At 68.1% G+C, this 23,887-nt stretch carries 18 protein-coding genes; 15 read left to right on the forward strand and 3 right to left on the reverse strand.

The annotated features are described in order from the left end of the window. The first annotated feature begins 50 nt into the window (after positions 1-50). Positions 51-2,624 (forward strand): hypothetical protein, encoded by a 2,574-nt coding sequence (locus IPI67_13830; GenBank protein MBK7581280.1) that lies wholly within the window; start codon positions 51-53, stop codon positions 2,622-2,624. 404 nt (positions 2,625-3,028) lie between these two features. On the opposite strand, the gene IPI67_13835 is transcribed toward IPI67_13830, so the two are convergent. Next, a complete protein-coding gene (locus IPI67_13835; protein ID MBK7581281.1) occupies positions 3,029-5,530 on the reverse strand; it encodes a glycoside hydrolase family 31 protein in 2,502 nt (833 codons plus the stop codon). Positions 5,531-5,753: 223 nt separating this feature from the next. Next, a complete protein-coding gene (locus tag IPI67_13840; protein ID MBK7581282.1) occupies positions 5,754-6,218 on the reverse strand; it encodes a hypothetical protein in 465 nt (154 codons plus the stop codon). Between the two features lie 23 nt (positions 6,219-6,241). Here IPI67_13840 and IPI67_13845 point away from each other — a divergent pair, with 23 nt between their 5' ends. From IPI67_13845 to IPI67_13900, 12 genes are all read left to right on the forward strand, one after another. Continuing rightward, positions 6,242-6,730, forward strand: a complete 489-nt coding sequence (locus IPI67_13845; protein ID MBK7581283.1) for a hypothetical protein — start codon at positions 6,242-6,244, stop codon at positions 6,728-6,730. Between the two features lie 59 nt (positions 6,731-6,789). Continuing rightward, a complete protein-coding gene (locus IPI67_13850) occupies positions 6,790-7,479 on the forward strand; it encodes a carbonic anhydrase (GenBank protein ID MBK7581284.1) in 690 nt (229 codons plus the stop codon). A 73-nt stretch (positions 7,480-7,552) separates the two neighbouring features. After that, complete coding sequence (locus IPI67_13855; GenBank protein ID MBK7581285.1) at positions 7,553-8,962, forward strand: M20/M25/M40 family metallo-hydrolase; 1,410 nt, start codon at positions 7,553-7,555, stop codon at positions 8,960-8,962. A gap of 106 nt (positions 8,963-9,068) precedes the next feature. Continuing rightward, positions 9,069-11,702: a protein kinase gene (locus IPI67_13860; protein MBK7581286.1), complete on the forward strand. Its 2,634-nt coding sequence runs from the start codon at positions 9,069-9,071 to the stop codon at positions 11,700-11,702. Then, positions 11,699-12,652 (forward strand): hypothetical protein, encoded by a 954-nt coding sequence (locus tag IPI67_13865; GenBank protein ID MBK7581287.1) that lies wholly within the window; start codon positions 11,699-11,701, stop codon positions 12,650-12,652. The genes IPI67_13860 and IPI67_13865 overlap by 4 nt, the downstream gene beginning before the upstream one ends. A gap of 59 nt (positions 12,653-12,711) precedes the next feature. Then, positions 12,712-13,302, forward strand: coding sequence for a sigma-70 family RNA polymerase sigma factor (locus tag IPI67_13870; protein MBK7581288.1), 591 nt, complete (start codon positions 12,712-12,714; stop codon positions 13,300-13,302). Further along, positions 13,299-13,817 (forward strand): hypothetical protein, encoded by a 519-nt coding sequence (locus tag IPI67_13875; protein ID MBK7581289.1) that lies wholly within the window; start codon positions 13,299-13,301, stop codon positions 13,815-13,817. The genes IPI67_13870 and IPI67_13875 overlap by 4 nt, the downstream gene beginning before the upstream one ends. Further along, the gene (locus IPI67_13880) at positions 13,814-15,163 is read left to right on the forward strand and encodes a polymer-forming cytoskeletal protein (GenBank protein ID MBK7581290.1); all 1,350 of its coding nucleotides are present in this window, start codon (positions 13,814-13,816) and stop codon (positions 15,161-15,163) included. The genes IPI67_13875 and IPI67_13880 overlap by 4 nt, the downstream gene beginning before the upstream one ends. Positions 15,164-15,308: 145 nt before the next feature. Further along, positions 15,309-16,523: a putative metal-binding motif-containing protein gene (locus IPI67_13885; GenBank protein MBK7581291.1), complete on the forward strand. Its 1,215-nt coding sequence runs from the start codon at positions 15,309-15,311 to the stop codon at positions 16,521-16,523. Between the two features lie 48 nt (positions 16,524-16,571). Next, positions 16,572-17,336, forward strand: a complete 765-nt coding sequence (locus tag IPI67_13890; GenBank protein MBK7581292.1) for a hypothetical protein — start codon at positions 16,572-16,574, stop codon at positions 17,334-17,336. Further along, positions 17,333-17,929, forward strand: a complete 597-nt coding sequence (locus tag IPI67_13895) for an HAD-IA family hydrolase (protein MBK7581293.1) — start codon at positions 17,333-17,335, stop codon at positions 17,927-17,929. Before IPI67_13890 ends, IPI67_13895 begins: the two co-directional genes overlap by 4 nt. Before the next feature lie 3 nt (positions 17,930-17,932). After that, the gene (locus IPI67_13900; protein MBK7581294.1) at positions 17,933-19,057 is read left to right on the forward strand and encodes a hypothetical protein; all 1,125 of its coding nucleotides are present in this window, start codon (positions 17,933-17,935) and stop codon (positions 19,055-19,057) included. 10 nt (positions 19,058-19,067) lie between these two features. Here IPI67_13900 and IPI67_13905 read toward each other — a convergent pair whose 3' ends face one another. Further along, positions 19,068-21,203 carry a diguanylate cyclase gene (locus tag IPI67_13905; protein MBK7581295.1) on the reverse strand — a complete coding sequence of 712 codons (2,136 nt, stop codon included), beginning with the start codon at positions 21,201-21,203 and terminating at the stop codon, positions 19,068-19,070. A gap of 125 nt (positions 21,204-21,328) precedes the next feature. On the opposite strand from IPI67_13905, the gene IPI67_13910 reads away from it, so the two are divergent. Both IPI67_13910 and IPI67_13915 read left to right on the forward strand, forming a co-directional pair. Beyond that, positions 21,329-22,798, forward strand: a complete 1,470-nt coding sequence (locus IPI67_13910; protein MBK7581296.1) for a HAMP domain-containing histidine kinase — start codon at positions 21,329-21,331, stop codon at positions 22,796-22,798. Between the two features lie 94 nt (positions 22,799-22,892). Beyond that, complete coding sequence (locus IPI67_13915; protein ID MBK7581297.1) at positions 22,893-23,882, forward strand: hypothetical protein; 990 nt, start codon at positions 22,893-22,895, stop codon at positions 23,880-23,882. Positions 23,883-23,887 lie beyond the last annotated feature (5 nt).

A 23,887-nucleotide genomic window follows, 5' to 3' on the forward strand; every position in this document is an offset into this window, starting at 1 on the left:
CGCGGGGGCGGGCTTGCGTGGGACCGAGGGTGCTCGTAGTTTCCGGTCGCATGAAACAGGCTGCGGTGTTTGCTCTCCTTGTTGCCGGCTGCGCCGGCGGCGGCGAGCTTCCGGAACCACGTCGTCCGGCCAAACCACCGGTGACCGCAGCGACGCGCGCCAACGAACGCGCCTGGCTCGAGAGTGTGCGCTTTGCGAGCGTGCCCGTCGGCACCTACGGCCCGTACGTCGCGGACACGGTGAACGGAGGCGTCGCGGTCTGGGCGCAGACGGTCGAGAAGGGGCGCGCTTGGTTCGGTGTGGCGTTCGGCGCCGATGGCGTGTCGAAGGGACCGGCCGCGCCGATTGCACCGGCCCCGGCCGAGGTCGGCCTGGCGGTGGTCGAACCCGCGCTCGGCGGCTTTGCGCTGCTCTGGACCCGGCGCGAGGGAGACAAGACCGTGCTCGATAGCCTCGAGCTGGACGACAAGGCGCGGGCAAAAGCCAACGCGATCACACTGAGCGAGGTCTCCGGCGATGTCGTGTGGGTCGACTGGGTCACGACTTCTGCCGGAGCGCTGGCGCTCTGGGGAGTCAAGACTCCCGCAGGCGTCGATCTGTTTGCCGCGTTGTCGGGGCGGGAGCGCGTGGAGCCAAAACCGTTCGCGACGGGAGCGCTGGCGTGGCAAGCGGCTCCCCTCGGGTCCGGCGCAGCTGTCGGTCTGGTGATGCCCGGCGACAAGTCAGCCAGCGGCGGTCAAGTCGAAGTCCGGATGCTCGATCCGGAGGGTGGCCCCGCGGAGCGGATCAGCGTCAGCGCATCAGCCACGGCCAGCACCGATCTCGACATGGTGGCGATCGATCGCGGCCTCGTGCTCGCCTGGTCCGACCAGAAAGAGCTCGAGGCGCGAGTCACGCTCGCCGCCCTCGACAGCACGGGCAAGGTCGTGCGCAAGCCGTCTCCCGCCGTCGCCGGTGTCGGCGAGGAGACCCTGGTTCGACTGGTCCACCCGCACGCCAAGGGCGGACCCGCGTACCTGGCGTGGGAGAGCCTGATCGATCGACCGGCACATGGGCGGACGATCACGCTGGCGCCGCTGAAGAGCGACGGCACGCTCGGGGTCGCGCGCGCTCAACTCGATCACGTCTCGCGTGACGGTTCGTTGCCCGAGCTGGCAGCCACATCCAAAGGACTCGCCGCGCTCACCCTCGCGCATGCGTGTCGGCGTGGAGACAGCTGCGCCGGCGCGGCGCTCCTGCCGACCTTCGTGGCCTTCGACGAGAAGCTCGTTGTCCTTGGCTCCGAGCCGCTGCACCTCAAGGCGTTGAGCGGGGAGGCTCCCGATCTCGCGTGGGGACTGACCTGCGCGAGCCAACCGTGTCGAGTACTGGCCGCGCGAGCCAAGAGTCCCGCGCCGGTCTTCTCCGTGCGCGCCGAGACGCGAGCGAGTGACTGGGAGCCCGCTGCGCGACAGGCGTCGAACGCGGGGCCACCGCGCGTGGCATCCCTCGAAGTGCTGGCAAAGACCGATCCTCTGGCTGCGGTCGCCGCGACCCACCTCGGCACGACCTCGCTGGCCGCATGGCTCACCTACTTCGATCCCGCTGCGCCGTGGCAGCGCTTGACCCGGCCCGCAGCGGACGGGCGCCTGGATCCTCCGCGCGCCTTGCTCCAAGTCCGCGCGCTGCCCGAGACCGGCGCGGCGCTACCTGCGGAGACCATCTCGATCCGTGCGCGCTCGCCCGGCGGCGTTGCACTCGCAGCGGCAGCCGCGGGGTCTTCCGAAGCGTTGCTCGCGTGGACGGCCATCGACTTCAAGCTGCCCCAGGTATTTCTCACCGTGCTCGACGCCAAGGGAAAGAAGCTGCGGCAGCGCATGCTGACGCGGGGCCCGGGCGACAAAACAGATCTCAGTGTCACGGGCGTGGGGGACGGCTGGGTGGTGGCGTGGATCGACGAGCGCAACGGCGACCCGGAGGTCTACGCCGCGCGGGTCAATCGCCTGCTTCAGAACGTCGGACCCGAGAAACGCATCACCAGTACGGCCGGAACGGCCTCCGATGTGGCTCTGCTCCGACGATCCGGCGATGCCCTCGTTGCCTGGTCCGACGCGCGCGACAAAGACCGACCCGGAGTCGGAGACATTTTCGTCGCGAGTCTCAAGGCCGCGGACGCATCGCTCGTGGGCAAGGAGCAGATCGTCGCCAAGACGCCACACCATTCGCGCTCACCGGTGCTGGCTGCTCTGGGCAAAGGTGCGCTGCTCGGCTTCATCGAAGAGCGCGTGTCCGACGGGGAGAGCGGCGCCGAAGCGGAGGCCAGAGTCGTCGAGATCGGCGAGGACGGGCGACCCGTTGGCAACTCCACTCCGCTCGCGCTCAAGGGCGTCACCCCCACGACCATGGCGCTGGACTGCCAGGGAGACGCATGCCGAGTCCTGCTCGGGGTGACCCGCGGCACTTCCGCCGAGTTGTGGGCGGGGGAATGGGCCGGCGGCAAGGTTACGGCTCCGGTGAGGCTCATGGCGCTCAGCTCACCCGCGTCCGTCTCCGTCACTCCTAGCCTGTTGGGGCGCGAGCTCGTGTTCGGTGATCGGGCCGGCAACGAAGGCCGTCCCCGTCGGGCACTGATCGACTGGAAGTGAAGCTCGCGCGCTGACCCGGGTCGCCGGAAACGGTGGCGCGCTTGGTGGGTCGCTCTTGATCCCGTTCGCCGATGGCCCCTCGAGCCCATACTAGGCGCACCAAAAAAAACCCCCGGTGGAGCACACCGGGGGTTCGAAAGCAGGACCGCGTGGATGAACATGGAGTCTCGCCGCCTGTCGGCAGCGGTCGCGCCCCAAATGCGGTTGGGCGGGCTCGGGAGGAGGCGCACAGCGACTTCCGTGTTCGTGCTCCAGGCGGGTCTGTGTATCTGGGTCTCTCAGGCACCTCCTTGGCGGTTCATTCGTGAAACCGCGCATGGGCCCCGGCTATTCCGTTTTTTTTTCCTGCGTCGATCTGGCGAAAATTCGTCGCCTTTTTGCAGTCTCGGCCCCCGGCCGCCGGGTCATTCTGCGGCCAGCCGAATCACTTCCCAGCGCACCCGGCGTTCGGGCCCGCCGCTGGCCACGACCCGCACGTCGTTCAGGCTGAGGTCCACCCCGGTCGCAAGGCTCCCATTGAGCCGCAGCCGCTCCACGTCACCCTTCTTGTCCGCAACGAAGCAGCCCGCGCAGCTTGCGATCTCGTCGTCGGGTACCTTGCTCAGGCCCGCCGGATTCTCGACGTCGTTCGGCAGACGGTAGGCCTCGAGCTTCGTACCATCGGCGAGTGTGGTCTCCGCGTGCCCGCCGGGCCCGAGCACCACCACCACATCGAGCCGATCGGCGACGTCCGCCAAGCTCACGACACCCGGCGACGTGGCGGGGGCCAATGTCTCGATGCTCGGGTCCAGCAGCGGCAAGAGCTGATTCTCGACCAAGAACAACGGGAGCTTGCCGAGTGGTGCGGCGATGGTGACGCTCTGGTCGCCGACCACGAGTGTGTAGTCCTCGAAGTGCACGTAGCGTCCGGGCGGCAGCCAGGTCTTCTTCTGGGTCTGGGCGCGGCGCACGACGGGCGAGGTGTAGAGCGCGGGACCCAGGTAGTACGCATCGTCGATTGCGCGCGCGCCTTCGGACTGGGGGTGCACGAGGAATGGATGCAGCGTCAGCGGTCGCCCGCTCTTGTGCGCCTCCTGTGCCAGGAGCTGGAAGTACGGAAACAGCCGCGTGTGCAGGCGTGCATACTTGGCGTAGAGCGAGGTCGTCTCGGCGTCGCTCCAGAGCGACCACTTGGTTTTTTTCCCGATCGGGTTCGAGCAGGCGTTCTGCTCCATCATGATCGGCGAGACCGCGCCGAGCTCGACCCAGCGCAGGAACACGTCCTTGTCCCGCGGTGCGTCGGTGAGGCACTTGAAACCGGTCATGTCACTGCCCCAGTAGGGAACGCCGCTGGCCGACAGGTTGACGCCGCCGCGCAGCGCCGAGGGCAGACCTTGGCTCTCGTCGAAGGTCGCCTCGGCGTCGCCGCCCCACACCGCCGGCACGAAGGCCTGGGTCCCGCTGTAACCGGAGCGCACGAAGAACAGGTAGTCGCCGGGCCGCTCCTTCTCGAGCAGGTCGTGCGCGGCTTTGGCTGATAGCACCGGGTACTGGTCGTGGACCTCGTCGCCGCGCCGCCCGTCGAAGAACACCGCGTCGCGCGGCGTGTACTCGCCGAAGTCGTGCATCCAACCGTCGTAACCGAGAGAGAGGGTGCGGCTGAGCAGGCCTTGATACCAGGCCACAGCGGCGGGGTTGGTCAAGTCGACGGCAGCGACCGATAGCAGCTTGCCGGACACGAACTCAGTGAGGGTCGGTTCGCCGTCGGGTCGCTTGACGAAATACCCATGCTCTTTGCCGAAGGCGTAGTCCGCGGCGGCGTTCGGATGGTTCGAAGCAACGTACGGGTTGTTGTACGCCATGACCTTGTAGCCCGCCGCGTGCAGCACCTTCGTCCAGTCCGAGAGCTCCTGCTCCCGACCCAGGTGCGAGAGCGCCGGCAAGAAGTGAACGGCGTCGTCGATGCCCGTGCACGGCACGTTCTGATCGCGCATGAGCTTCCACTCGAGCACTCCGTCGACCATGACGTTTGGGCTCACGCGCCGGCGCGGGCCGAAGACCCACGGCGTCGGAATGGGGGGGCGACCCGAATCCGCCGTGTACTGGTCGATGCTCGCGAGTGGGTCGGCGTTGATGTACAAAGTGAGGTCGAAGTGATCGGCGTTCACCGCCACGCGCCAGGCGTCGTCTCGCTCGGAGGCAAAGACGACTTCGCTGCGGAACGTGGTGTCGACATGAGCGGCGTAGCCTCGGCTCGACACGAAGAACGGCACCGGGAAATAGGTCATGCTCGGGCCGTTCGGCCAGGGATTCTCGGGTCCGATCGCGGTCTTCTCGCCCTTGCCCAGGGCGCCTTCTTCGGACCAGCTGTAGAGCGCTTGGCCGCGGTGATTGACGCTGCCAAAGCGCTCCCCCATGCCGAAGAAGTGTTCGTCCGTCCCGGAGTGAAAACCGAGCGTGGTCTTGTTCAGCTCCGCGGAGTCCCCCGCGCTGGCACCAGCCTCGAGTCGCAATCGAACACGATTGCCTTCGAGCGCGACGCGAACGGTCATGCGACGACCGTTGCCCTCGAGCTCGAGCAGCGCGGACTTGTCATCAGCCTCGCGGACGCGGGCGCGGGTGACACTCTGCCAGGGGGCCTCGTTGGCTCGATAACCATCCCAGCCCGGCAGGCTCTGGGCCAGGAAGTCCGGCGTGTCATGGGTCGCGCTCGGACCGGCGTAACCGTCTGAGTCGGTGCCGGTCGTCGTCTCGAGCACGCGCCGACCCTCTGCGTCGCGAAGCTCGAGCCTGAACGGAGAGAGGTGGATCTGGACGCTCGCGCGGTCGGAAACCAGGAGCGGGCCCTGATCGAGCGGCTCGTCGTTGCAGCCCCACAGGCCGAGGGCAACTGCCATCAGGAGCGAGGAACCCAGCGTTCGAAGCATGGCGGGAGCCTCGCAGCGCCACCGTCACGCGTCGAGAAGTCATGAACCGCGTGTGGATTAAGGTGCGCCGGAGTGGGATGTTGGGGAGCTGACTGGCCTGGCGTCGTACTGGTCCTTTTTGAGCGATCGTGCGACGCTTGAACACAGGTCACGCCATGAAATTGACTCGCAACGTCTTGGTTTGCACGGCTGCACTCGGGCTCGCGCTCGCTTGCACGAACGACTACGAAGAATTCGGTTTCGGCACCGGCGGCGGGGCAGGGAAATCCACAGGTGGAGCCAGCACCGGCGGCGCGAGCACTGGAGGAACGAGCGCGGGCGGCGCGGGCGGGAACTCGGGCGGCAGCGGGAACACCGGTGGGACGACTAGCGGCGGTGGCACTGGCAACACGGGTGGCACGACCAGCGGTGGTGGCACTGGCAACACCGGCGGAACCACTAGCGGCGGCGGAACCACTAGCGGCGGCGGAACCACCAGCGGCGGCGGAACCACCAGCGGCGGCGGAACCACCAGCGGCGGCGGAACCACCAGCGGTGGCGGAACCACCAGCGGCGGCGGAACCACCAGCGGCGGCGGAACCACCAGCGGCGGCGGAACCACCAGCGGCGGCGGAACTACGGGAACCGGCGGCGCGACAGGCGGCACCGGTGGCGCGACCGGCGGCACCGGCGGCGCGACAGGCGGCACCGGCGGCGCAACCGGCGGCACCGGTGCGGCGCACCGGCGGCGCAACCGGCGGCACCGGCGGCGCGACGGGCGGCACCGGCGGCGCGACGGGCGGCACCGGCGGTGCGACGGGCGGCACCGGCGGCGCGACGGGCGGCACCGGTGGCACGACGGGCAATCAATGCCCCGGCACCGCGCCCGCCAACAACTCGGCCTGCACCGCCGCCGGCGCAATGTGCAAGTACGGCAACAACCAGTGCACTTGCTGGGGCGATCAGTGGCATTGCAACCCCTGCCCGGCGAACGCCCCCAGCCAAGGTTCGAACTGCGGCACGTTCGGTTATGCGTGTAACTACGACTCCACGGCCTGCGGCTGCGACTTCCAGAACACGGACTGGCAGTGTTTGACCTGCCCGGCCACCAAACCCGCGGACGAGAGCACGTGCAGCGATCAGAGCGCTGTGTGCCCCTACACCGGCTCCTTCTGCCGCTGCCGCTGGACCGGGTCGGCGATGCGCTGGGACTGCCCTTGAGCCCGGTCTATCGACGATTCGCGTTCACCTCCACGAACCGACCACACTAAGCTGCCACCGTGATCACCAGGTTGCTGGCGGGGGTTCGCCGGTTTCGGACCGAGATCTATCCGAAACACGAGGAGCTCTATCGCAGCCTCGCGCACGGCCAGTCGCCTCACACGCTGATGGTGACGTGCTCGGACTCGCGCCTCGATCCGCATCTCATCACCCAGAGTTTGCCTGGCGAGCTGTTCGTGCTGCGCAACGCTGGCAACATCGTCCCGCCCCACTCCGCCACGGGAAACAGTGAAGAAGCCACGATCGAGTTTGCCCTGGCGAAGCTGGACGTGCGCTGTATCGTCGTGTGCGGCCACAGCAACTGTGGCGCCATGGGCGCGCTAGTCGGTCAGGTCGACATCTCCGATCTGCATGAAGTGCAGGAATGGCTGAGGCACGCGAAACCGGTGCGAGAGGAGCCGTGGGATCCCAGGCTCTCGGCCGCGGAGCGAGTCCGGACCGCGGTGCAGCGCAACGTCCTGCTCCAGGTCGAGCACCTGCGCACCCACCCGACGGTGCAAGAACGCCTGGATGCCGGCACTCTCACCCTCTACGGTTGGGTCTTCGACATCGAGACGGGCGACGTGCTGGGCTACGACGCCGAGACCGAGACCTATCAGTCGCTTTCGGAGCGAGCCGACCCCGAGCTGGCGATGCGCATCGATCTCGCACACACGCCGCGGGGCAGTCAGACGCCGTCCGAGCGCTGAGCGACCAAGCGCCACCCCGCGCAAACTCCGCGGGTGACGGCGCCCCGGCGAGCCCTGCTAGGATGCGGCTCCAATGGGTTCCCGCCTCGACTCGAAATCCCTCGCACGTTACGTCGCTGAGTCGCGCCCCGAGTTCGAGGCTGAGCTACGCCGGCTGGTCGAGATCCCGACGGTGAGCTTGCTAGCCGAGCACCGAAGCGACATTCGGCGCGGTGCAGAGGCTGCGGCCAAGGCCGTGACTCGACGCGGCGGAACCGCTGAGGTGCTCGAGACACGCGGCAACCCCGTCGTCATCGGTCGCTTCCTGAGCGACCCAAAACACCCGACCGTCACCGTCTACAACCACCTCGACGTGCAACCCGCCGAGGGCGAGAGCTGGAAGCGGGAGCCTTTCCGCTTGAGCATCGAGGGTGACCGGTACTACGGGCGCGGCGCCACGGACGACAAGGGACCTGCGCTGTCGGTGCTCTTCGCCGCAGCGTTTGCCAAGAAGGTTGGACTGCCCGTCAACATCCAGTTCATCTGGGAGCTCGAAGAAGAGATCGGTAGCCCGAACTTCAACGCCTTCTTGCAGAAGCATCACAAGGCGCTGCGCTCGGACGTCGTCATCGTGTCGGACACGGTCTGGCTCGCGAAGGGCAAACCCGCGATGCCGAGCGGGCTGCGCGGCCTGCAGGGCGCGACCCTGCGCCTCGAGACCGGCACTGCGGACGTGCACTCCGGCTTGACCGGCGGCGGTGCCAGAAATCCGGTGATTGAGCTGGCCAATCTGCTTGCGAAGCTCTCGGACGGAGGCACCGGCAAGGTCCGGATCAAAGGTTTCTACGACGACGTGATCCCGATCTCGAAGGCCGAGCTCGCGTCGTTCGAGCGCTGTGGTTTCTCCATGGCGCGTTTCAAGAAGGTCTACGGCCTGCGATCACTGCGCAGCAACGACCCCTTGGAGATCATGCAGGCCATCTGGTCGCGTCCCACCTTCGAGGTCCATGGCATCGCCGGCGGCTACCAGGGGCCGGGCATCAAGACCATCGTTCCGCCGTTTGCCGAAGCAAAGGTCAGCCTGCGTCTCGTGCCCGACCAGACTCCTGCCAAGGCCTTCGAGCTCTTGGCCGCCGAGGTGAAGCGCCTGAACCCCGACGTTGTCGTCACCGCCGAGAGCGCGCTCGCTCCGTTTCGCGGCGAGACGACGGGACCGCTGGCGGAGGCGGCGGCTTCCGCCCTGAAGTACGGGTTCGGCCAGCGCCCAGCGTTCGTACGCGAGGGCGGCAGCATCGGCGCCGTGGTGACGATGAAACGCCACCTCGCTTGCCCCATTCATTTCATCGGGTTGTCCTTGCCCGATCACGGGTATCACGCGCCGAACGAATACTTCGACTGGGGACAGGCCGCGGGTGGCATGCGCACCTTCGTGAAGTACTTCGAGCTCGCTCCGGCTGCACTGGCAGCCAGCCGGCCGGCGGCTCCCCGGCGGCGCGCGCGCTGAAGACCCCGGGCATCTCGGGTCCCTGATAGACTGTCTCTGGGGCGCGGCCGTGAAACCCAACGAACACGTACGCCAACCAGCAGACCGGGCACTTTGCGAGGCCCGAGTGGACACCGACCTCATCGCGGGGCTCCATCTGGTCCGCTTGCTCGCGGTGGGTGACCTCGGCGCGGTCTACGCCGCTCAGAGTCAGGCGCGGGGCAAGGTCGCGGTGAAGGTGTTTCATCCGGAGCTCGCGTCCGACTTGAGCCCGGAGCTGCTGCGCGGTCTGCGCTCGGCCTCCGATGTTGGGCACCCCGCCGTCGTTGCCCCGCTCGAGATCATTTCAGATGGCGACACGCGCGCCTGCGTCTCCGGCTTGGTCAGCGGAGAGAGCGCCGCTCAACTCTCCCGACGACGCCGCGGCCGTATTCCGCCATCCGAGGCGCTGCGCGTCGGCCGGGACGTGCTCGACATCATCGGCACCGCACACGCGAGCTCGCTCTGCCACGGAGCGTTGTCGTTGTCGCACGTACTCCTGGACGAACAAGGTGGGGTTCGCCTCCTCGGCTTCGGTGAAGCTCGTGTGCGCGCTCACCTCGGGCTCGGGTCCGGTCTCGCGTACCTCGCCCCCGGTACGAAGCTGAACGCGCCCAGCGTCGAGGGCGATCTGTGGGCGGTCGGCGCGATCGTGTTCGTCCTGCTCACCGGCGCCAGCCCGCTCTCCGTTGCCGAATCCTCCGAAGCTGGCGGCCAGCGCGTGCGGTCACTGGCGGAGCTCAGCAACCGCGCACCGAGACCGCTGGTCGAGCTAGTCGACCGGATGCTCAGCACCGAGCCCGCGCGCCGATGGATCGACGCCGGCACCGAGCTCGCGGCGATGCGCGAGGTCCTGGCAATGCGTGACGTGCAGTACGCCCACGCCTTGGCCAGCACGCTCGCGGGACAGTCAGGCACGCATGCCTGGATCGATCCGATGCGGGTTTCGCAGCCACCGCCGGCATCGCCGAGTGGTTCGACACCGCCAGTCACACCGCGTGGCGGCACACCTCCACGCTTGCCTCGACCGATCTCCGAGCCACCCGACACCCCCCGTTCGAAGCATGCACCGTCGGTCCGTCCCCCGCCTCGGGAGGAAACCTACGACAGCACGACCGGTGGCTCACCAGCGCCACCCGCGCGGGCGTCGTCGAGTCGGCCGCCTCCGATCGACCCAGCAAAAAGCTCGCCGGCGCGCGCCGACGACCGTGGTTCGGTCCGACCGCCGAAGACTCTCACGCCCGAGCGGGGAGCGTCGGCACCACAAAAGACACAGCTGCCAGAGACTGCCGCTGGCGAGCGGGTGAGGTCACCCGAGAAACCGCAGCCAGCGTCGACAACGACAAACCCCCAGCAAGGCGCGCAGCAGATCCGTTCGATCCTCGAGTTCGACTCCAGCATGCAGCTGGAAGATGCGTGGAAGGCCGCGCGCAAGTCGCCGGGGGGCGCTCGTCGCGGGAGCGAAGACGACGCGAGTGATGCAATTCGCAAGCTGCCTTCGGGCGCGGGCGCCGCGACCGAGCTCGCGCTCGAGCTGTCATCGCTGACGTCACCGGACCCCGAACGGTTGGTCCAGGTCGCCGCCTGCTCGCTCGAGGGCCCCGCCCTCGGCCCCGCGCTCGAGGCCTTCGGGCCCGCGCTCTCCGACCACGTCACTCGTTCGCTCGAACATGAACCCCTGACCTCGCTCGACTTGCTGTTGAAGCTGCAGCGCGCGGTGAGAGCTCCCCCGGCACTGCTCGTGAGAGAGCGTCAGCGTGTGCTCGATCAAATCGCGAGCACCGACCTGATCCAGTCGCTCTTCATTCGCCTCGGCGGGCAGCTCTCCGACGCACGCGCCCTCGACTCCCTCGGCGAGTTGTTGCCCTCGCTCGGGGTGCAGTTCGCCGTTCCCCTGGCCAACGCCCTGCCCCTGGTCGTCGACCCTTCGCTGAGAGCCAAGGTCGTGCACCATCTCACCGTCGAGCTCACGGACCACGAGCCGCTCCTGGCCGAGCTCGGGCGCACTGCGGCGCCGCGCTTCGGCGTCGAGGTCGTGCGTTTGTTGGCTCAGATCGAGACGCTGGCGGCCCGCCAGGCGCTGGCCCAGATCGCAGAGAGCCCGCACTTCGTCGTGAAACTCGAAGCACTCGGCGCGAGCGAGGGCGCGTCCAGCGAAAAACTTCGGGTCGAGCTGCGGCAGCGTTTGGTCGAAGCCCCCTCGAGCGAACGCATCCAGACTCTGCGCGCGCTTGCGGACTTCGACGTCCGCTTCGCGGCCCCATTCTTGGCGGTGCGTATCAAGTCGGACGAGCTCGACTCCCTGCCATTCGAAGAGAGGCGCGCGCTGCTCCACGCGCTGTGCGTGGTCGCCCCCACTCGTGCCGAAGCGGTGCTCGCGGAGCTCCTGGCGCAAAAGAAGCTCCTGAGCTCCAGCGCGCACGAAGAGACTCGGGCGCTCTCGGCCAGCGCGCTGGGTGAGGTCGCCTCGAGCGAGCTCGGCATCGAGACCCTGGTCCACCACGCGGGCAAACATTTCGGTACCAGCGACCGAGTTCGGCTGGCCGCGGAACGCGCGCTCCAAACAGTGCGAGCCCGCATGGCAGCCGGCGCACCCGCTCACCGCTCGGTCAAGCCAGGCGCCGGCCGCAGCGAAGCGCCACCGCGCCCGTCTCAACCCCCGCGCTTGTCACAGCCGCCGCCGAAGAAGACCCCGTCCGGCTCCGATCGGGGGCGCCGATGAGCGACGAACGCCCCGCTCGCGCGCCGGAGCTCCCACCGGACGGTCCCCGAGTGCTGCGAGACTACGCAACCCTCGTGGTCGAAATGCGAGAGCACTACGCCCGCATGACGGATCTGGCGCCGCCGCTTGCGGAGCTCTCTGTGATCGCTCAGCGAATCGCCGACGCTGCTGTCAATCCTGCTTGCCTGTGTGTGTTGGCGTTCGCGCACACGGCTCGGGACGACGCGGCCCGTGCGGTTCAGTCCGCCATGTTGAGCGCGCGCGTCGCGCGCAAAGCCGGCGCGCGCGACAGCGATCTCGTTTCTCTGACGCTCGCTGCGCTGCTGGTCGATGCAGGGCGCCAGCGCCTGGCCCACGGTGCGGGCATCGATCTTCAAGTGTTCAGCCAACTCCCGGACGCCCTCGACGCCCTCGCACCCGCTGCGACCGCGGCGCTCGGCGTCGGCTCGGCGCGTTCCACGCTGCTGGAGGCCGCAACACTGACGGCCTTCGAGATCGCGTGGCTGGAGCGACCGCGGCTCGGGCCTTTGTATTCGGGATCCCTAGCTCCTCGGCTCTCGTCCCGCGTGGTCCTCACCTGTCGGGCACTGCTCAGGCGCATCGCGCCGACGCAGCGAGACGACGATCTCTCACCACGCTCGGCGCTCCGCTGGCTGTTGGGCGAAGCGCAGGCCGACTGGGCTGTGCTCGGGCTCCTGGTCAAAGCCATTGGCTTGGTTCCAGCGGGCACCTTGCTCGCGCTCAGCGACGGCCAGTGGGCCATCGTGGGCACACAGCCCGAGAAGCTGCCCGGTCGACCCGTGTGCCACGGGCTGGTCGACACCCGAGGTCGGGCTCATCTGCGGCCCCCGCTGCTCGACCTGGCTGCGGACTCGAGCTTGGCCATTTCCAGAGTGATCGAGCCAAAAGAAGCCAAATTCAACGCCGCTTGGGCGTTGGTTACACCGTGAGCGGACCGCTCGGGCCGATTTGAAATAAACCGGCGCCGGCCTGCGAAAGAGGGGCGAGGATGCTCGCCGTTCGGATGGCATCGACCGAAGTCCCGACGGGACTACCCGCTCCGCCCGGCGACTTCGCAGCCGACGCAGAGGCGTTGAGGCCGCTGGTTCGGGCGGTCGCGGCGAGTGTTCTCCGCGAGGGTCGCATGCATCCGGACGTCGAAGACTGCACCAATGAGAGTTTGCGCCGGGCCATCGAAGGTCGGGACCGACTGCGACCGGGTGAGCCCTTGCGTCCGTGGTTGCTGGGCATCGCGAGGCACGTCGCCATGGACGCGCTGCGCGCCCGCGTTCGCTCGCGCGCCCGTCTGGTGCAACCCTCGCGGGACGGCAGCGACGACCCGCTCGATCGTGTCGCGGACTCGACTCCGGACGCCGATGAGCGCCTCGACCAGGGGCGACGCATCGCTGGAATCCGTGCGGCCATGGCGCGTCTGCCGGAAGACCAGCGGCGAGCGATCGAAATGTTCCACGTCGAAGGCCTCGCTTACCGTGAGATCGCGGCCAAGCTCGGCGTTCCCATCGGCAGTGTCTGCACCTGGATCTCCCGCGGCCGGCGCAGCATCGCCGACGCGCTGGGCCACCAAGGAAAACTCGCATGAGCCCCGAAGAAGAACTGGATGACGACGTGCTGTTCGAACCGGACGGGCATCTGAGCGACGTAGCGTTGACCGCGCTCGCCGACGGCGAGAACGAGCTCTTGCCCGAGCGAGCGAAGCTTCATGCCGAGTCGTGTGACGTGTGCACCGAGCGGCTCGGCGCCCAGGCGCTGTTGAGCGTGAGTGTCTCCGAAGCGCTGTTGGCAGCGCCGGTCGTGGTCCGAGCGGCGGAGCCGTTTCCGGTCTGGGCCGTCCTGTGTGGCCTGGCGCTCGCGACCACGGGCGTGGCGCCGATGTTGGCTGAGGTGCCCGCCTGGCTCGTTGGGCTACCGCGAGCGCTCTTGGCATCGACCCCGATCGCGCTGCGAGTTCTGAGCTCGTTGTTCCGGGCGGCCTCGCTCGGGGGTCCGGCTTTGTGGGTTGTCTGGTTCACCGCGACGCTGTTGCTCGGTGGCCTTGGATTCTGGGTGGCGCGCCACGCGCCACGACCGCTGTCTTCGAAGGGAGTCGATCGATGAGCCATCTGAGGAGTCGCAGTTCACGCCGTTTCCTGAGCGGGCTCGCCGCGCTGTGGCTGCTGGGCAGTGCGGGCACGGCCAGCGCCGAGGTCGTCCGCGAGGGCAGCTGGCCCGCCGAGGAGCCGAAGGTGTCGCTCTCGGTCAAGAACCTGCCGCGCGGCGAGGCGGTCAAACAGCTGGCGCAGAAGGCGGGCTGGAGTGTGGTGGTCGAAGCGCCACCGTCGAACCCCGTCGACGTCGAGGTCAAGGACCAACCGCCCGGGAAGATCCTCGACATTCTCCTGTCCGATGCGCGCTACGTCGCAAAACGAGAGGGTGATCTGATCTCGATCACTCGAACGGGCGACATGTCTCCGATGCCTGCACCCGAGACCGCAGACGCGGCGGAGCCGACCCCACCCACTCCTCCCACGCCACCCACTCCGCCGACCCCACCCACTCCGCCGACCGAGGTTGCAGGAGAGCAACCTGCGGCGCCCCCAGCGAGCGCCGTCGCGCTGGCCAAGGCCAGCAAACACGACGACGGCGACGTGGACGATCGCGTCGTCACCGGCGGCAGCACGCGGGTCGAGGCAGGCGAGGTCGTGCACGATCTGGTCGTGATGGGCGGTTCCGCCGAGGTCCTCGGCAAGGTCACCGGCGACGTGACGGTGATGGGTGGCTCGGTCGTCGTGAAGAAGGGCGGACTCGTCGAGGGCGACGTCAGCGTCGTCGGCGGGTCTTTCGACCTGCAAGACGGCGCAACCGTCGAGGGCAAGGTGGACGTCGTCGGTGGCAAGTCCAACCGCGGCAATGTGAACCTGCGACTGGGCCGCGACTCGGAGAAGCGGAGCGGCTTCATGGGCTGGCTCAGTGAATTCGGCAGCAGCGTGACCCGCACGGCGTTGTTGTTCGTCTTCGGCACGGTGCTGCTGGCCCTCACCACGGGCCGCATGGAATCGATGCAAGGTGAGGTCGCCGCCCGACCCATGCGCACCTTCGCCCTTGGCATCGTGGGTTCACTGGTCGCTCTGCTGACGGTGATCGTGTTGTGTGTGACAGTGATCGGCATTCCGATCGCCATCATCGGGATCTTGCTGGGTGTGCTCGGTGCCTATGCGGGCATCTGTGCGACGCTCACGACGCTTGGCGCTGCCCTCTTTCACCACCGGAGCAAGAGTGTGTACGTGCACCTCGCGGTGGGCTGCGCGGTCTTCTTGATTGGGTCCTGGCTGCCTTGGATCGGCGGCTTCGTCACCGCCGTGGTGGTGCTGTTCGGCATCGGGGCGCTGGTCGCCACGCGGGGCGCCGGGTTCTTCCCCCGCAAGTTCAAGAACGAGGGTCCCTACCGCACCGCTAGCGTCTGAGCCCTGCGCGGGGGCCCGCGCAATCGCGCAGCCGGAGGTCAGCTCACGACAAGGGCCGGCGCACCCACCTCGCGCGAGAATCGCTAGAATTCCCGCGGAACGTCGGCATGCCTACATTGGCCCACCCGTTGCTAGGTCGCCTGGCATGCGAACGAAGCAACTGGGTTGGGTGTTCTTGGGACTTGGCGTCGCGGCGCTCGGCTGCGCCGCGAACAACGGCGCGGCGAACGACGGCGAGAGTAGCGGCGGCAGCGCGGGCGCAGCGCCCGAGACGGGCGGCGCGCCGTCGACGGGAGGTGGCCTGAACCTCGGCGGCGCCAGCTCCGGAGGTGCGACCGCGTACTGCTCGAATCCCGGGCCCGACGCCGACGGAGACGGCTTCACCACCGACGACTGCAACGACTGTGATCCCAACGTGAACCCTGGGGCGCTGGACGTCGCCGGCAACGGCATCGACGAAGACTGCAACGGCGTCGCAGACGACACCGTCACGAGCTGCGACTCCGTGATTGTCGGCCTGGACAGCGCCGACGCCCTCGACGCAGCGCGTGCCATCGGCCTCTGCCACTTCGCGACGGCCTCGGACAAACACTGGGGGGTCGTGTCGGCGAAATACGTGATGGCGGACGGCTCGCCCGGCATGAACGACGTGTCCCACGGGCTGTTGCCCGACTTCGGACCGAGTGTCTCGGCCCAGGAGGGCAAACGCATGCTGGTGCTCTCGAGCGGCACCGCGCGCCGCCCGAGTGACGTGGACTACGAGGACGTCTCGGGCACCGACACCGGCACCATGGGCACGGCGCCGCCTGGATTTCCCAAGGATTCGACCACTTGTTCGGTGCAGACCGCCAGCGACACGACCACCTACAACCCGGCAGCGCTGGAGCTCGAGCTCCGAGTGCCGACCAACGCCAAGAGCCTGAGCTTCAAGTTCGACTTCTACACCTACGAGTTTCCCGTGTTCGTCTGCAGCGAGTTCAACGACTTCTTCGTGGCGCTGCTCGACCCGCCCTCGAAGAACGCCAAGAGTGGAAACATCTCGTTCGACTCACAGGGCAACCCGGTCAGCGTGAACAATGGATTTCTGGAGGTGTGCGCTGCGCAAGAAGCGGGCGGAAAACCCTTCGCCTGCAAGCTCGGTCAGAGCGAGCTCACGGGCACTGGCTTCGAAGACGGCGCAGCAACGGGTTGGCTCGAGACGAACGCGCCGGTCAGCCCCGGCGAAATCGTGAAGCTGCGTTTTGCGATCTGGGACATGGGTGACGGGATCCTCGACTCGACGGTCCTGATCGACGACCTGCGTTTCTCCGCGGAGCCGGCGAGCGGCGCCGTCACGAAGCCGGTGGCCACGCCGAAGTGAACACGGCGCGCCCAAACGCCCGGGCGTCGTGCTACGAGTCGACGCGGCATGGACGCGGTCGTGATCGTCGGCATGGGAGAGCTCGGTTCGAGCTTTGCCCGTGGTTTCCTGAAGTGCGGGCACACCGTCGTCCCCGTCACGCGCGCCGTTCGCATGCAGGACGTCGCGCATGACGTGCCCACACCCGCACTGGTGTTGGTCGCGGTCGGGGAGGCTGAGCTCGACGGAGTGCTCGCTTCGTTGCCCCTCGCTTGGAAGGACCGCGTCGGCCTGCTGCAGAACGAGCTACGACCGCGCAGCTGGCGCGCGCATGGCATCGAACACCCCAGTGTCGTGGTGGTGTGGTTCGAGAAGAAGCCGACCACCCTGGCAAGAGAGCTGCTGCCCAGCGTGGCTGGAGGCCCCCAAGCCGAGCGCCTGAGCGCTGCGCTCCGCAGCCTCGGACTCGGCTGCCGCAGCGTCGAGAGCGACGCGGAGCTCGAGTTCGAGCTGGTCGCCAAGAACCTCTACATCCTGACCACCAACATCGCCGGGCTCGAGGTCAAGGGCACGGTCGGTACCCTCTTTGGCACTCACCGCCCGCTGGCGCTCGCCGTCGCCAACGAGGTGCTCGCGCTCGAACGCAGTCTCTCGGACATCGAGCTCTCGGGGCCCAAGCTGCTTCTTGCCCTCGAGCAGGCCATCCTCGCCGATCCCGAGCACGCCTGCACCGGGCGCAGCGCAAGCACCCGGTTGCGCCGTGCAATCGCCCTCGCAGCCGAGCGAGGTGTCGCCGTACCCGAGCTTCGGCGCATCGCGGAGTCGGCGACATGAGCGCGAAGGCCTGGCTCGTCGATCTGGATGGCACGCTGTACGTCGCGCGCTGGGTGAAGCTCGCCATGGCAGCGGAGCTTGCCCTGAGCGGCTGGGGCTCCGTCGGCACCCTGCGTCGCTTTCGCAAGGAGCACGAGCTGTTGCGTGAGGAGCTGGATGAAGACGTCCCGAGCCCGTTCCAGGCTCAGGTCGAGCGCGCTGCCAGCGCGCTGGGTGTGCCTTCGAGCGAGGTCGAACAGCGGGTGACCGAGTGGATGATCGAGCGCCCGCAGAAGTGGATTCGGCGCTTCGGGCGCACGGACCTGTTGCAAGAGATCTCGGATTTTCGAGCGCAGGGTGGCAAGACCGCGCTGGTGAGCGACTACCCCGCCCGCGGCAAGCTGGCCGCCCTCGGCGCTGAGGCTCTGTTCGATGTGGTCGTTGCCAACGGTGAGCCCGGCGGCCCACCCCGGCTCAAGCCGCACCCGGCGGGTTATCTCGAGGCCGCACGGCGCCTGGGTGTGGCGCCCGAAGCGTGCCTCGTGATCGGTGATCGCGATGACGCCGATGGTGCCGCAGCGCGGGCCGCCGGCATGACATTCAGGAGGGTGTGAGACTTGGAGGTGTTGCTTCCACTCTTGGCGTACGTCGGCATCATGGGGGGTCTGCTCTTGTATTCAGCACGCAACAGCGCCAACGCCCCCATCGAGCCCAATCCACCACTGGAGCGCAGCAAACGTGTGTACACGGAGGGCGACAAGGTGCTGGCGGAGATCGCCCAGCGCCACGGCCTCAAACACAGCGTCGATGTCACCGCTGGCAGGGTCGATGACCTGCGGGTGGAGTTCGCCGCACTCCCCTCCGGCACTCGGCCGGAGCTCTACCGGGGCGTCGCGCGTTTTCCCCGCTCGCTGGGTCTCGAGCTCGAGGTGCGCGCCCGGGGTGCGCTAGGCGGCGGCGGCGGCGAACCGATCGTGTCCGAGGACTTCGACCATCATTTTCGGGTCGACGCTCTGCACGCAGACCAAGCGAAGGCCTTGCTCGAAGGTGAGCTCGACGACGCCTTCCGCAAGGCGCTCACCCGCGGCCTCGAGGTCTCGCTCGACGACGCAGAGCTGAAGGTCTCACTGGATGGCCGTCTCGGCCACGAACGCGCAGTCGAGTCCGCCCACTGGCTGATCGAGACGGCCCAGGCGATCCGTCAAGCCCGCGCCGCGCTACCGCGACCGGCGATGCAGGAGCGCATCCTCGAGGCCTTCAACACACTGGCGCAGAGCCTCGGGGGTGTGGTCGAAGAGGACGAGCTGCGCCTCGAGCTGGAGGAGGGTTGCCTCACGGCCCACGTCGATCGTGTGCAGGGAAAGGACTTCCGAACCGCGCTCTCCATTGCCTTCGCCCGTCCGCTGACCACGGACGTGCGCCTCCAGCTGGAGTCGGATCTCACCCGCTTCGAGCGCTGGCGTCACCAGGACATCGAGCTCGGCGACGCGACCTTCGACGCCATGTTCGTGGTGTCCGGCGAACCGAAGGACGAGATCTCGCGGCTGTTCAGCGCCGAGGTGCGCACCTCGCTGCTCGCGCTCGAGAAGAAGGTCGACTCGCTGGCGTTGACCCCCACCGAGCTCGACGTGACGGTCGACGGCGCGCTCGCTGAGCAGATGTCCCTCGCCGATCTCGTGGAGTCGCTGCGCGCGATCGCACGGCTGCTCGGGCCCGCCCGCGCGCAGGGTGCGTATCGCTGAGCCGCCGCGCTCAGGCCGCCGCGCCGTGCATGCGCGGCGACCAGATGGTGACACGGTTACGACCGCCACGCTTCGAGGCGTAGAGCGCCTCGTCGGTCGCCTTGAACAGCGACTCCCACTCGTGCCCAGCCGCCGGGAAGGTCGCAACACCCACCGAGCAGGTCACCTTGAGTGACCCGGCCGTGCTGTGGAAGGTCGACGCCTCGATTTCGCTGCGAATGCGCTCGGCGAGCAGCGCGGCGCCCTCGGCGTCGGTCTCTTCGCAGACCACGACGAACTCTTCACCGCCGAAGCGAGCCACCACATCGGTGTCGCGCTTGGTGCGCTTGAGCACCTCGCCGAAGCCCTGGATCACCACGTCCCCAATGTCGTGACCATGGGTGTCGTTGACCTTCTTGAAGTGATCGATGTCACAGACCAAGACGCTGAGCGGCTTGCGGAAGCGCGACGAGCTGCGGATCTTTTGCTTGGCCGTCTCGATCAGTGCCCGTTTGTTCAAGAGACCGGTCAGCCCGTCCGTGGTGGCCAGCTCTTCGAGGCGCTTGAACATGCGCGCGTTGGCCAGCGACACCGCGACGTGGCTCGCGAGCACCTCCAGGATGGGGCGCACCGCCTCCCCGAACGCACCGCGCCGCTGCGAACCGAGCACCAACGTGCCGAGGGCGCGCTCGTGGACCGAGAGCGGCAACACCAGGAGCGAAGGCATGGCGGGCGGCGCGAGGCGTCGTGAGAAGACCACCTGACGGGCGGGGTCGTAGTCACCGCGGTACGGCAGCGGGTGGCGGTTGGCGACGACCATCGAGACCAGCCCCGAGTTGTGACGGAAACGCTGGCCCACCAGCTCGTTGGCCCCTTCGCCACTGACCGCGCAGATCTCGTGCTCACTCGTCTTCTTGTCGAACAGCGTGACGACGGCAAAGTCGAAGGCAGTGAACTCGCGCGCCGCGCCGACACAGGCTTCGATCACCTGTTTCTCGGTCCACACGGCGTTCAGCCCGTCGACTGCACGGTAGAGCTTGCCCTGCTCGATCTTCGCGCGCTCCAGCTGCACGAAGACACGCTCGTTCTCGATGGCCCGCAGCAAGAACGCGGTGGAGTTCCCGAGCAGCTCTTGCTCTTGGGCGCTGAAGGGCTCGGCGCTCTCGCGATCGACGACCAGCACACCACGAACGTGCCCGTGTTCGATCAGAGGTGCAGCGCAGACGGCCCCAACTCGGGGCAGCTCACCGTAATAGGGGGTGTGCTGCGCGGCCTTCGGACCGTGCAGCGCCACGGGGGTGCGTTGGCTGATTGCCGCGGCGAAGATGCCGTCCTTGGCCGAGAAAGGCCCGGGCACGATCCCGTCGTCCGCCGACGAGATCTCCTGGATCTGCAAGCTCTGCCCGCTGCCGTCGAGCCACAGGATCACCGCCGTGCGCAGATCGAGCGTGCGGCGCAGCAGCTCGAGCGCGAAGGCCAGCGCCTGGTGGATCTCGTCCACCCCAGAACGCAGCAGGCGGTCTTCCTCGTCGCGCGGCGGAATCGAGCCCCGCTCCAGCGAGGAGCTGGGTGCACCGATCAGTCGGTACGAGCGCGCCGCGTTCTTCATGCGCTCGATCTCACCCTCGATGTGCACCCGCGACAGCCGACGGACCCGGGCTATCTCGGCGCGGAAGAGGCTGAGGTTCAGGAACGCGAACAGCCCGATGAACGCCAGGCTCGGCCAGAACTCCTCGAGCCGCTGACCCAGCGCGATCATCCGCAGCGCCGCTTCGAGCAGCAGCGTGAAGGCGGACGTGCCGAGCGCGGCCTGGGGTCGCGCGAACGCCGCCGTCACCATCATGATTGCGTACACCGCAGGGTGGAACGCGCCGTCCAGTTTGCCCGGCGCTTGCGTGACCAGCGCGAGCGTCGCCACGACCAGGTGGGTGAAGAGCTCGAGGTCGAGCCGGGTGGTGGCGTCGGGGTCGAGCCGGCGCAGGCGCCGCGCAACTCGGAAGCCCAGGGAGCCCAGGAGCAGCGTCCCGACGGCAGCGTCGAAGGCGAGCCCGGGAGCCTCGGTGACACTGTAGACCAGGTACGCCCCGAACCCGATGCTCAGCCCGAGACCCGAGGCACGCGCCATTGCCTGCTGCATGCGCAGAGTGACTCGGACCAGCGGATCCATTGACGGTCCCGGCTATCAGAGCTTCGGCAACTCGGCCCACTTCTTGGAGTCGCCCGCGCGAAGAACTTCCCTTGTCGCTCGACAACGCGACTTCTGACTGAAGGATCGGCGACAATGTGGGCAACGTGAAACCGGGGCTGAGACTCCAGATCTTGATGCTGCTCGGCGGGCTGATGGTCCTGGCGTTCGTCCCACTTTTTTTCGCCGTCGCCACCTACACGCGGCTGACACTTCAGCAAGTGCGCGAGACCAGCGCTCGCGCCCTCGGCCGTGCCGTCGCCAGCCATGTGGGAGAAGCGCGCAGCCAGCGCTCGGTCGCGCAGCTCTCGTCCCTCTTGGACGCCGAGATCGGCACCGAGGGCGTCGAGGCCATCGGTGTCTACGACGCTTCGGGGGAGCCGGTGCTGCGCGTCGGCGATCCGGTGGCGGCCGTCGCGCTGGGTGTGCGCATCGACCCGAGGCGCGAGCTGGTGGCCGAGCTGACGAGCAGCCACGGGCGCGCGCTGGCAGTGACCGTTCCGGACGCGAGCGGTGCAGTGATCGCCGTCGTCCGCACCGATGATCAGTCGGCTCGCGCCGCACCGCTGGTGCGCCTGGTCGGTCTGTACACCGGCATCGTCGCGCTCAGTCTGCTGGTCATCGCGTACTTTGCACTCACACGCCTGATCGTGAGACCCCTCGACCAGCTCTCGCGCGCGGCGGAGCGGGTCGCAGGCGGCGCGCGACGTCTGGACATTCCGCCCCGCGGACCACGCGAGCTCGCCGAGCTCGGCGTGAACCTGAAGACGATGACCGAGAAGCTGCTCTCCGAAGAGGAGGCGCTGCGGAAAAAGGTCGACGAGGTGGAGCGCGCGACCCGCCGGCTCGAGGAAGCGCAGAACCGCCTGGTGCGCTCCGAGCGCCTGGCCTCCGTCGGTCGCCTTGCCGCGGGTCTTGCGCACGAGATCGGCAACCCGATCGCCGCCCTGATCGGCATGCAGGACCTGCTGCTCGAAGGCGGGCTCGAACCGGAGGAGCAGCGCGATTTCCTGCAGCGCATGCGCCGCGAGAGCGAACGCATCAACAGCATCTTGCGCGACCTCTTGCAGTTCGCGCGCCCGGGAAACAAGAGCGACGAAGTGCCGAGCCCGGGCAATGTCGAGTCCGCGATCTACGACACGGCCGCCCTGGTGGCGCCGCAGAGCTCCATGCGCGACGTGGAGCTTGCGGTCGACGTCTTCCCGGATCTGCCCGCGGTGGCGCTGACGCGCGAACACCTGGTGCAGGTGATCTTGAATCTGGTGCTGAACGCTGCGGACGCCTGTGGACCGGGCGGAAAGATCGCGCTCCGAGCTCTGCCCGCACAAGGCGGTGTGCGCCTCGAGGTCGAGGACAACGGTCCGGGCGTCGCCGCCGACGTTCGCTCGCGCTTGTTCGAGCCCTTCGTCACCACCAAGGAGGTGGGGAAAGGTACGGGCCTCGGCCTCGCTGTGTGCCGTGGGCTGGTGGAGTCGGCCGGCGGCAGCATCAGCCTCGACGAGGACTTCAGCGCTGGCGCGCGTTTTGTCATCGATCTGCCACCCGGTGAAGCGGCGCCCTCGACCCGACCGAGCTGACGCGCACCCGTTGAACAAACACTCCGCGCGCGCCGTGATCTTCTGACTCGGGTTGTCAGCAAGAAGCGACCGCCCGTATCATTCACAAACGACGATGCGAAGAGCGCTCATTCCCTGCTTCGTGTGCGCTGTGTTCGTGGCGCAGCCGAGCCACGCCCAGGAGACCGCAGATCCCGCGGCGCAGCTCTACCAGGAAGGCGCGGATTTCGCATCGCAGGGCAAGTGGCAGGATGCGCGCGCGAAGTTCGAGGCCGCGGTGGCGCTCAGAGCAACACCCGTGGGGCTCTTCAATCTGGCGCAGGCGGAGCGCAACCTCGGCCTGATCGCCAGCGCCAAGCGCCACTTCGTCAGCGCTCGCGCGCTGGCAGAACGGGAGGGCGCCGACGACGTGCGGCGCCTGTCGGACGACGCCCTCGCGGCGGTGGCGACCCGGGTACCACGCGTGCGGCTCAGCCTGCCTCGCGACGCGGCGGGTGTCGAAGCCCGGGTCGATTCACGACCGGCGGAGATCGTCGGAGGTGAGCTCGAGCTCGACCCGGGGCCGCACGACGTGACGATCAGCGCAGCGGGTGAGAAGCCCTTCAGCCGCAAGCTCACCGCAGTCGAGGGGACGCGCATCGATCTGGTCGTGCGCTTCGAGCGCGACGCGCCGCCTCCCGCAGCGACTCCACCCGCGCCGAAGTCCCAACCCAGGAGCCCAGCCCATTCGGTCTCGTCGAGCGGACCTCCGGCGGGCGCCGTGGTGCTCGCCGGCGTGGGCGCGGCGGCCCTCGTGGTTGGCGTGATCTTCCAGGTGCGCCGCAACGACAAACTCGACGAAGCAGCCGCGGGTTGCACGCGCACCGGCTCGGGCTGGCAGTGCCCCAAGGCCCTGGAGAACGACCCGAATCACCAGGACCTGAAGGACCAGGCGGCCAGTGCCGGAGTGTGGCGGAACGTAGCGCTCGGGGTCGGCGCGTCGGCGCTCGTTGCAGGCGGAGTGTGGTGGGCCCTCGGCAGCTCTAGCTCCGAGAGTCGAGCGGTTGCGTTGAGCGTTCAGCCATCGATCCAAGGCGCCGCGGCCCGCGTGCGCTGGGCGTTCTGAGACCG

The organism is Myxococcales bacterium (assembly GCA_016706225.1).
In the GTDB taxonomy this organism is placed as follows: Bacteria; Myxococcota_A; Polyangia; order Polyangiales; family Polyangiaceae; genus JADJKB01.

Coding starts and splice junctions, on each gene's coding strand:
- IPI67_13830 (MBK7581280.1), top strand. CDS start 51: ATGAAACAGGCTGCGGTGTTTGCTCTCCTTGTTGCCGGCTGCGCCGGC.
- IPI67_13835 (MBK7581281.1), bottom strand. CDS start 5,530: ATGCTTCGAACGCTGGGTTCCTCGCTCCTGATGGCAGTTGCCCTCGGC.
- IPI67_13855 (MBK7581285.1), top strand. CDS start 7,553: ATGGGTTCCCGCCTCGACTCGAAATCCCTCGCACGTTACGTCGCTGAG.
- IPI67_13865 (MBK7581287.1), top strand. CDS start 11,699: ATGAGCGACGAACGCCCCGCTCGCGCGCCGGAGCTCCCACCGGACGGT.
- IPI67_13870 (MBK7581288.1), top strand. CDS start 12,712: ATGCTCGCCGTTCGGATGGCATCGACCGAAGTCCCGACGGGACTACCC.
- IPI67_13875 (MBK7581289.1), top strand. CDS start 13,299: ATGAGCCCCGAAGAAGAACTGGATGACGACGTGCTGTTCGAACCGGAC.
- IPI67_13880 (MBK7581290.1), top strand. CDS start 13,814: ATGAGCCATCTGAGGAGTCGCAGTTCACGCCGTTTCCTGAGCGGGCTC.
- IPI67_13885 (MBK7581291.1), top strand. CDS start 15,309: ATGCGAACGAAGCAACTGGGTTGGGTGTTCTTGGGACTTGGCGTCGCG.
- IPI67_13890 (MBK7581292.1), top strand. CDS start 16,572: ATGGACGCGGTCGTGATCGTCGGCATGGGAGAGCTCGGTTCGAGCTTT.
- IPI67_13895 (MBK7581293.1), top strand. CDS start 17,333: ATGAGCGCGAAGGCCTGGCTCGTCGATCTGGATGGCACGCTGTACGTC.
- IPI67_13905 (MBK7581295.1), bottom strand. CDS start 21,203: ATGGATCCGCTGGTCCGAGTCACTCTGCGCATGCAGCAGGCAATGGCG.
- IPI67_13915 (MBK7581297.1), top strand. CDS start 22,893: ATGCGAAGAGCGCTCATTCCCTGCTTCGTGTGCGCTGTGTTCGTGGCG.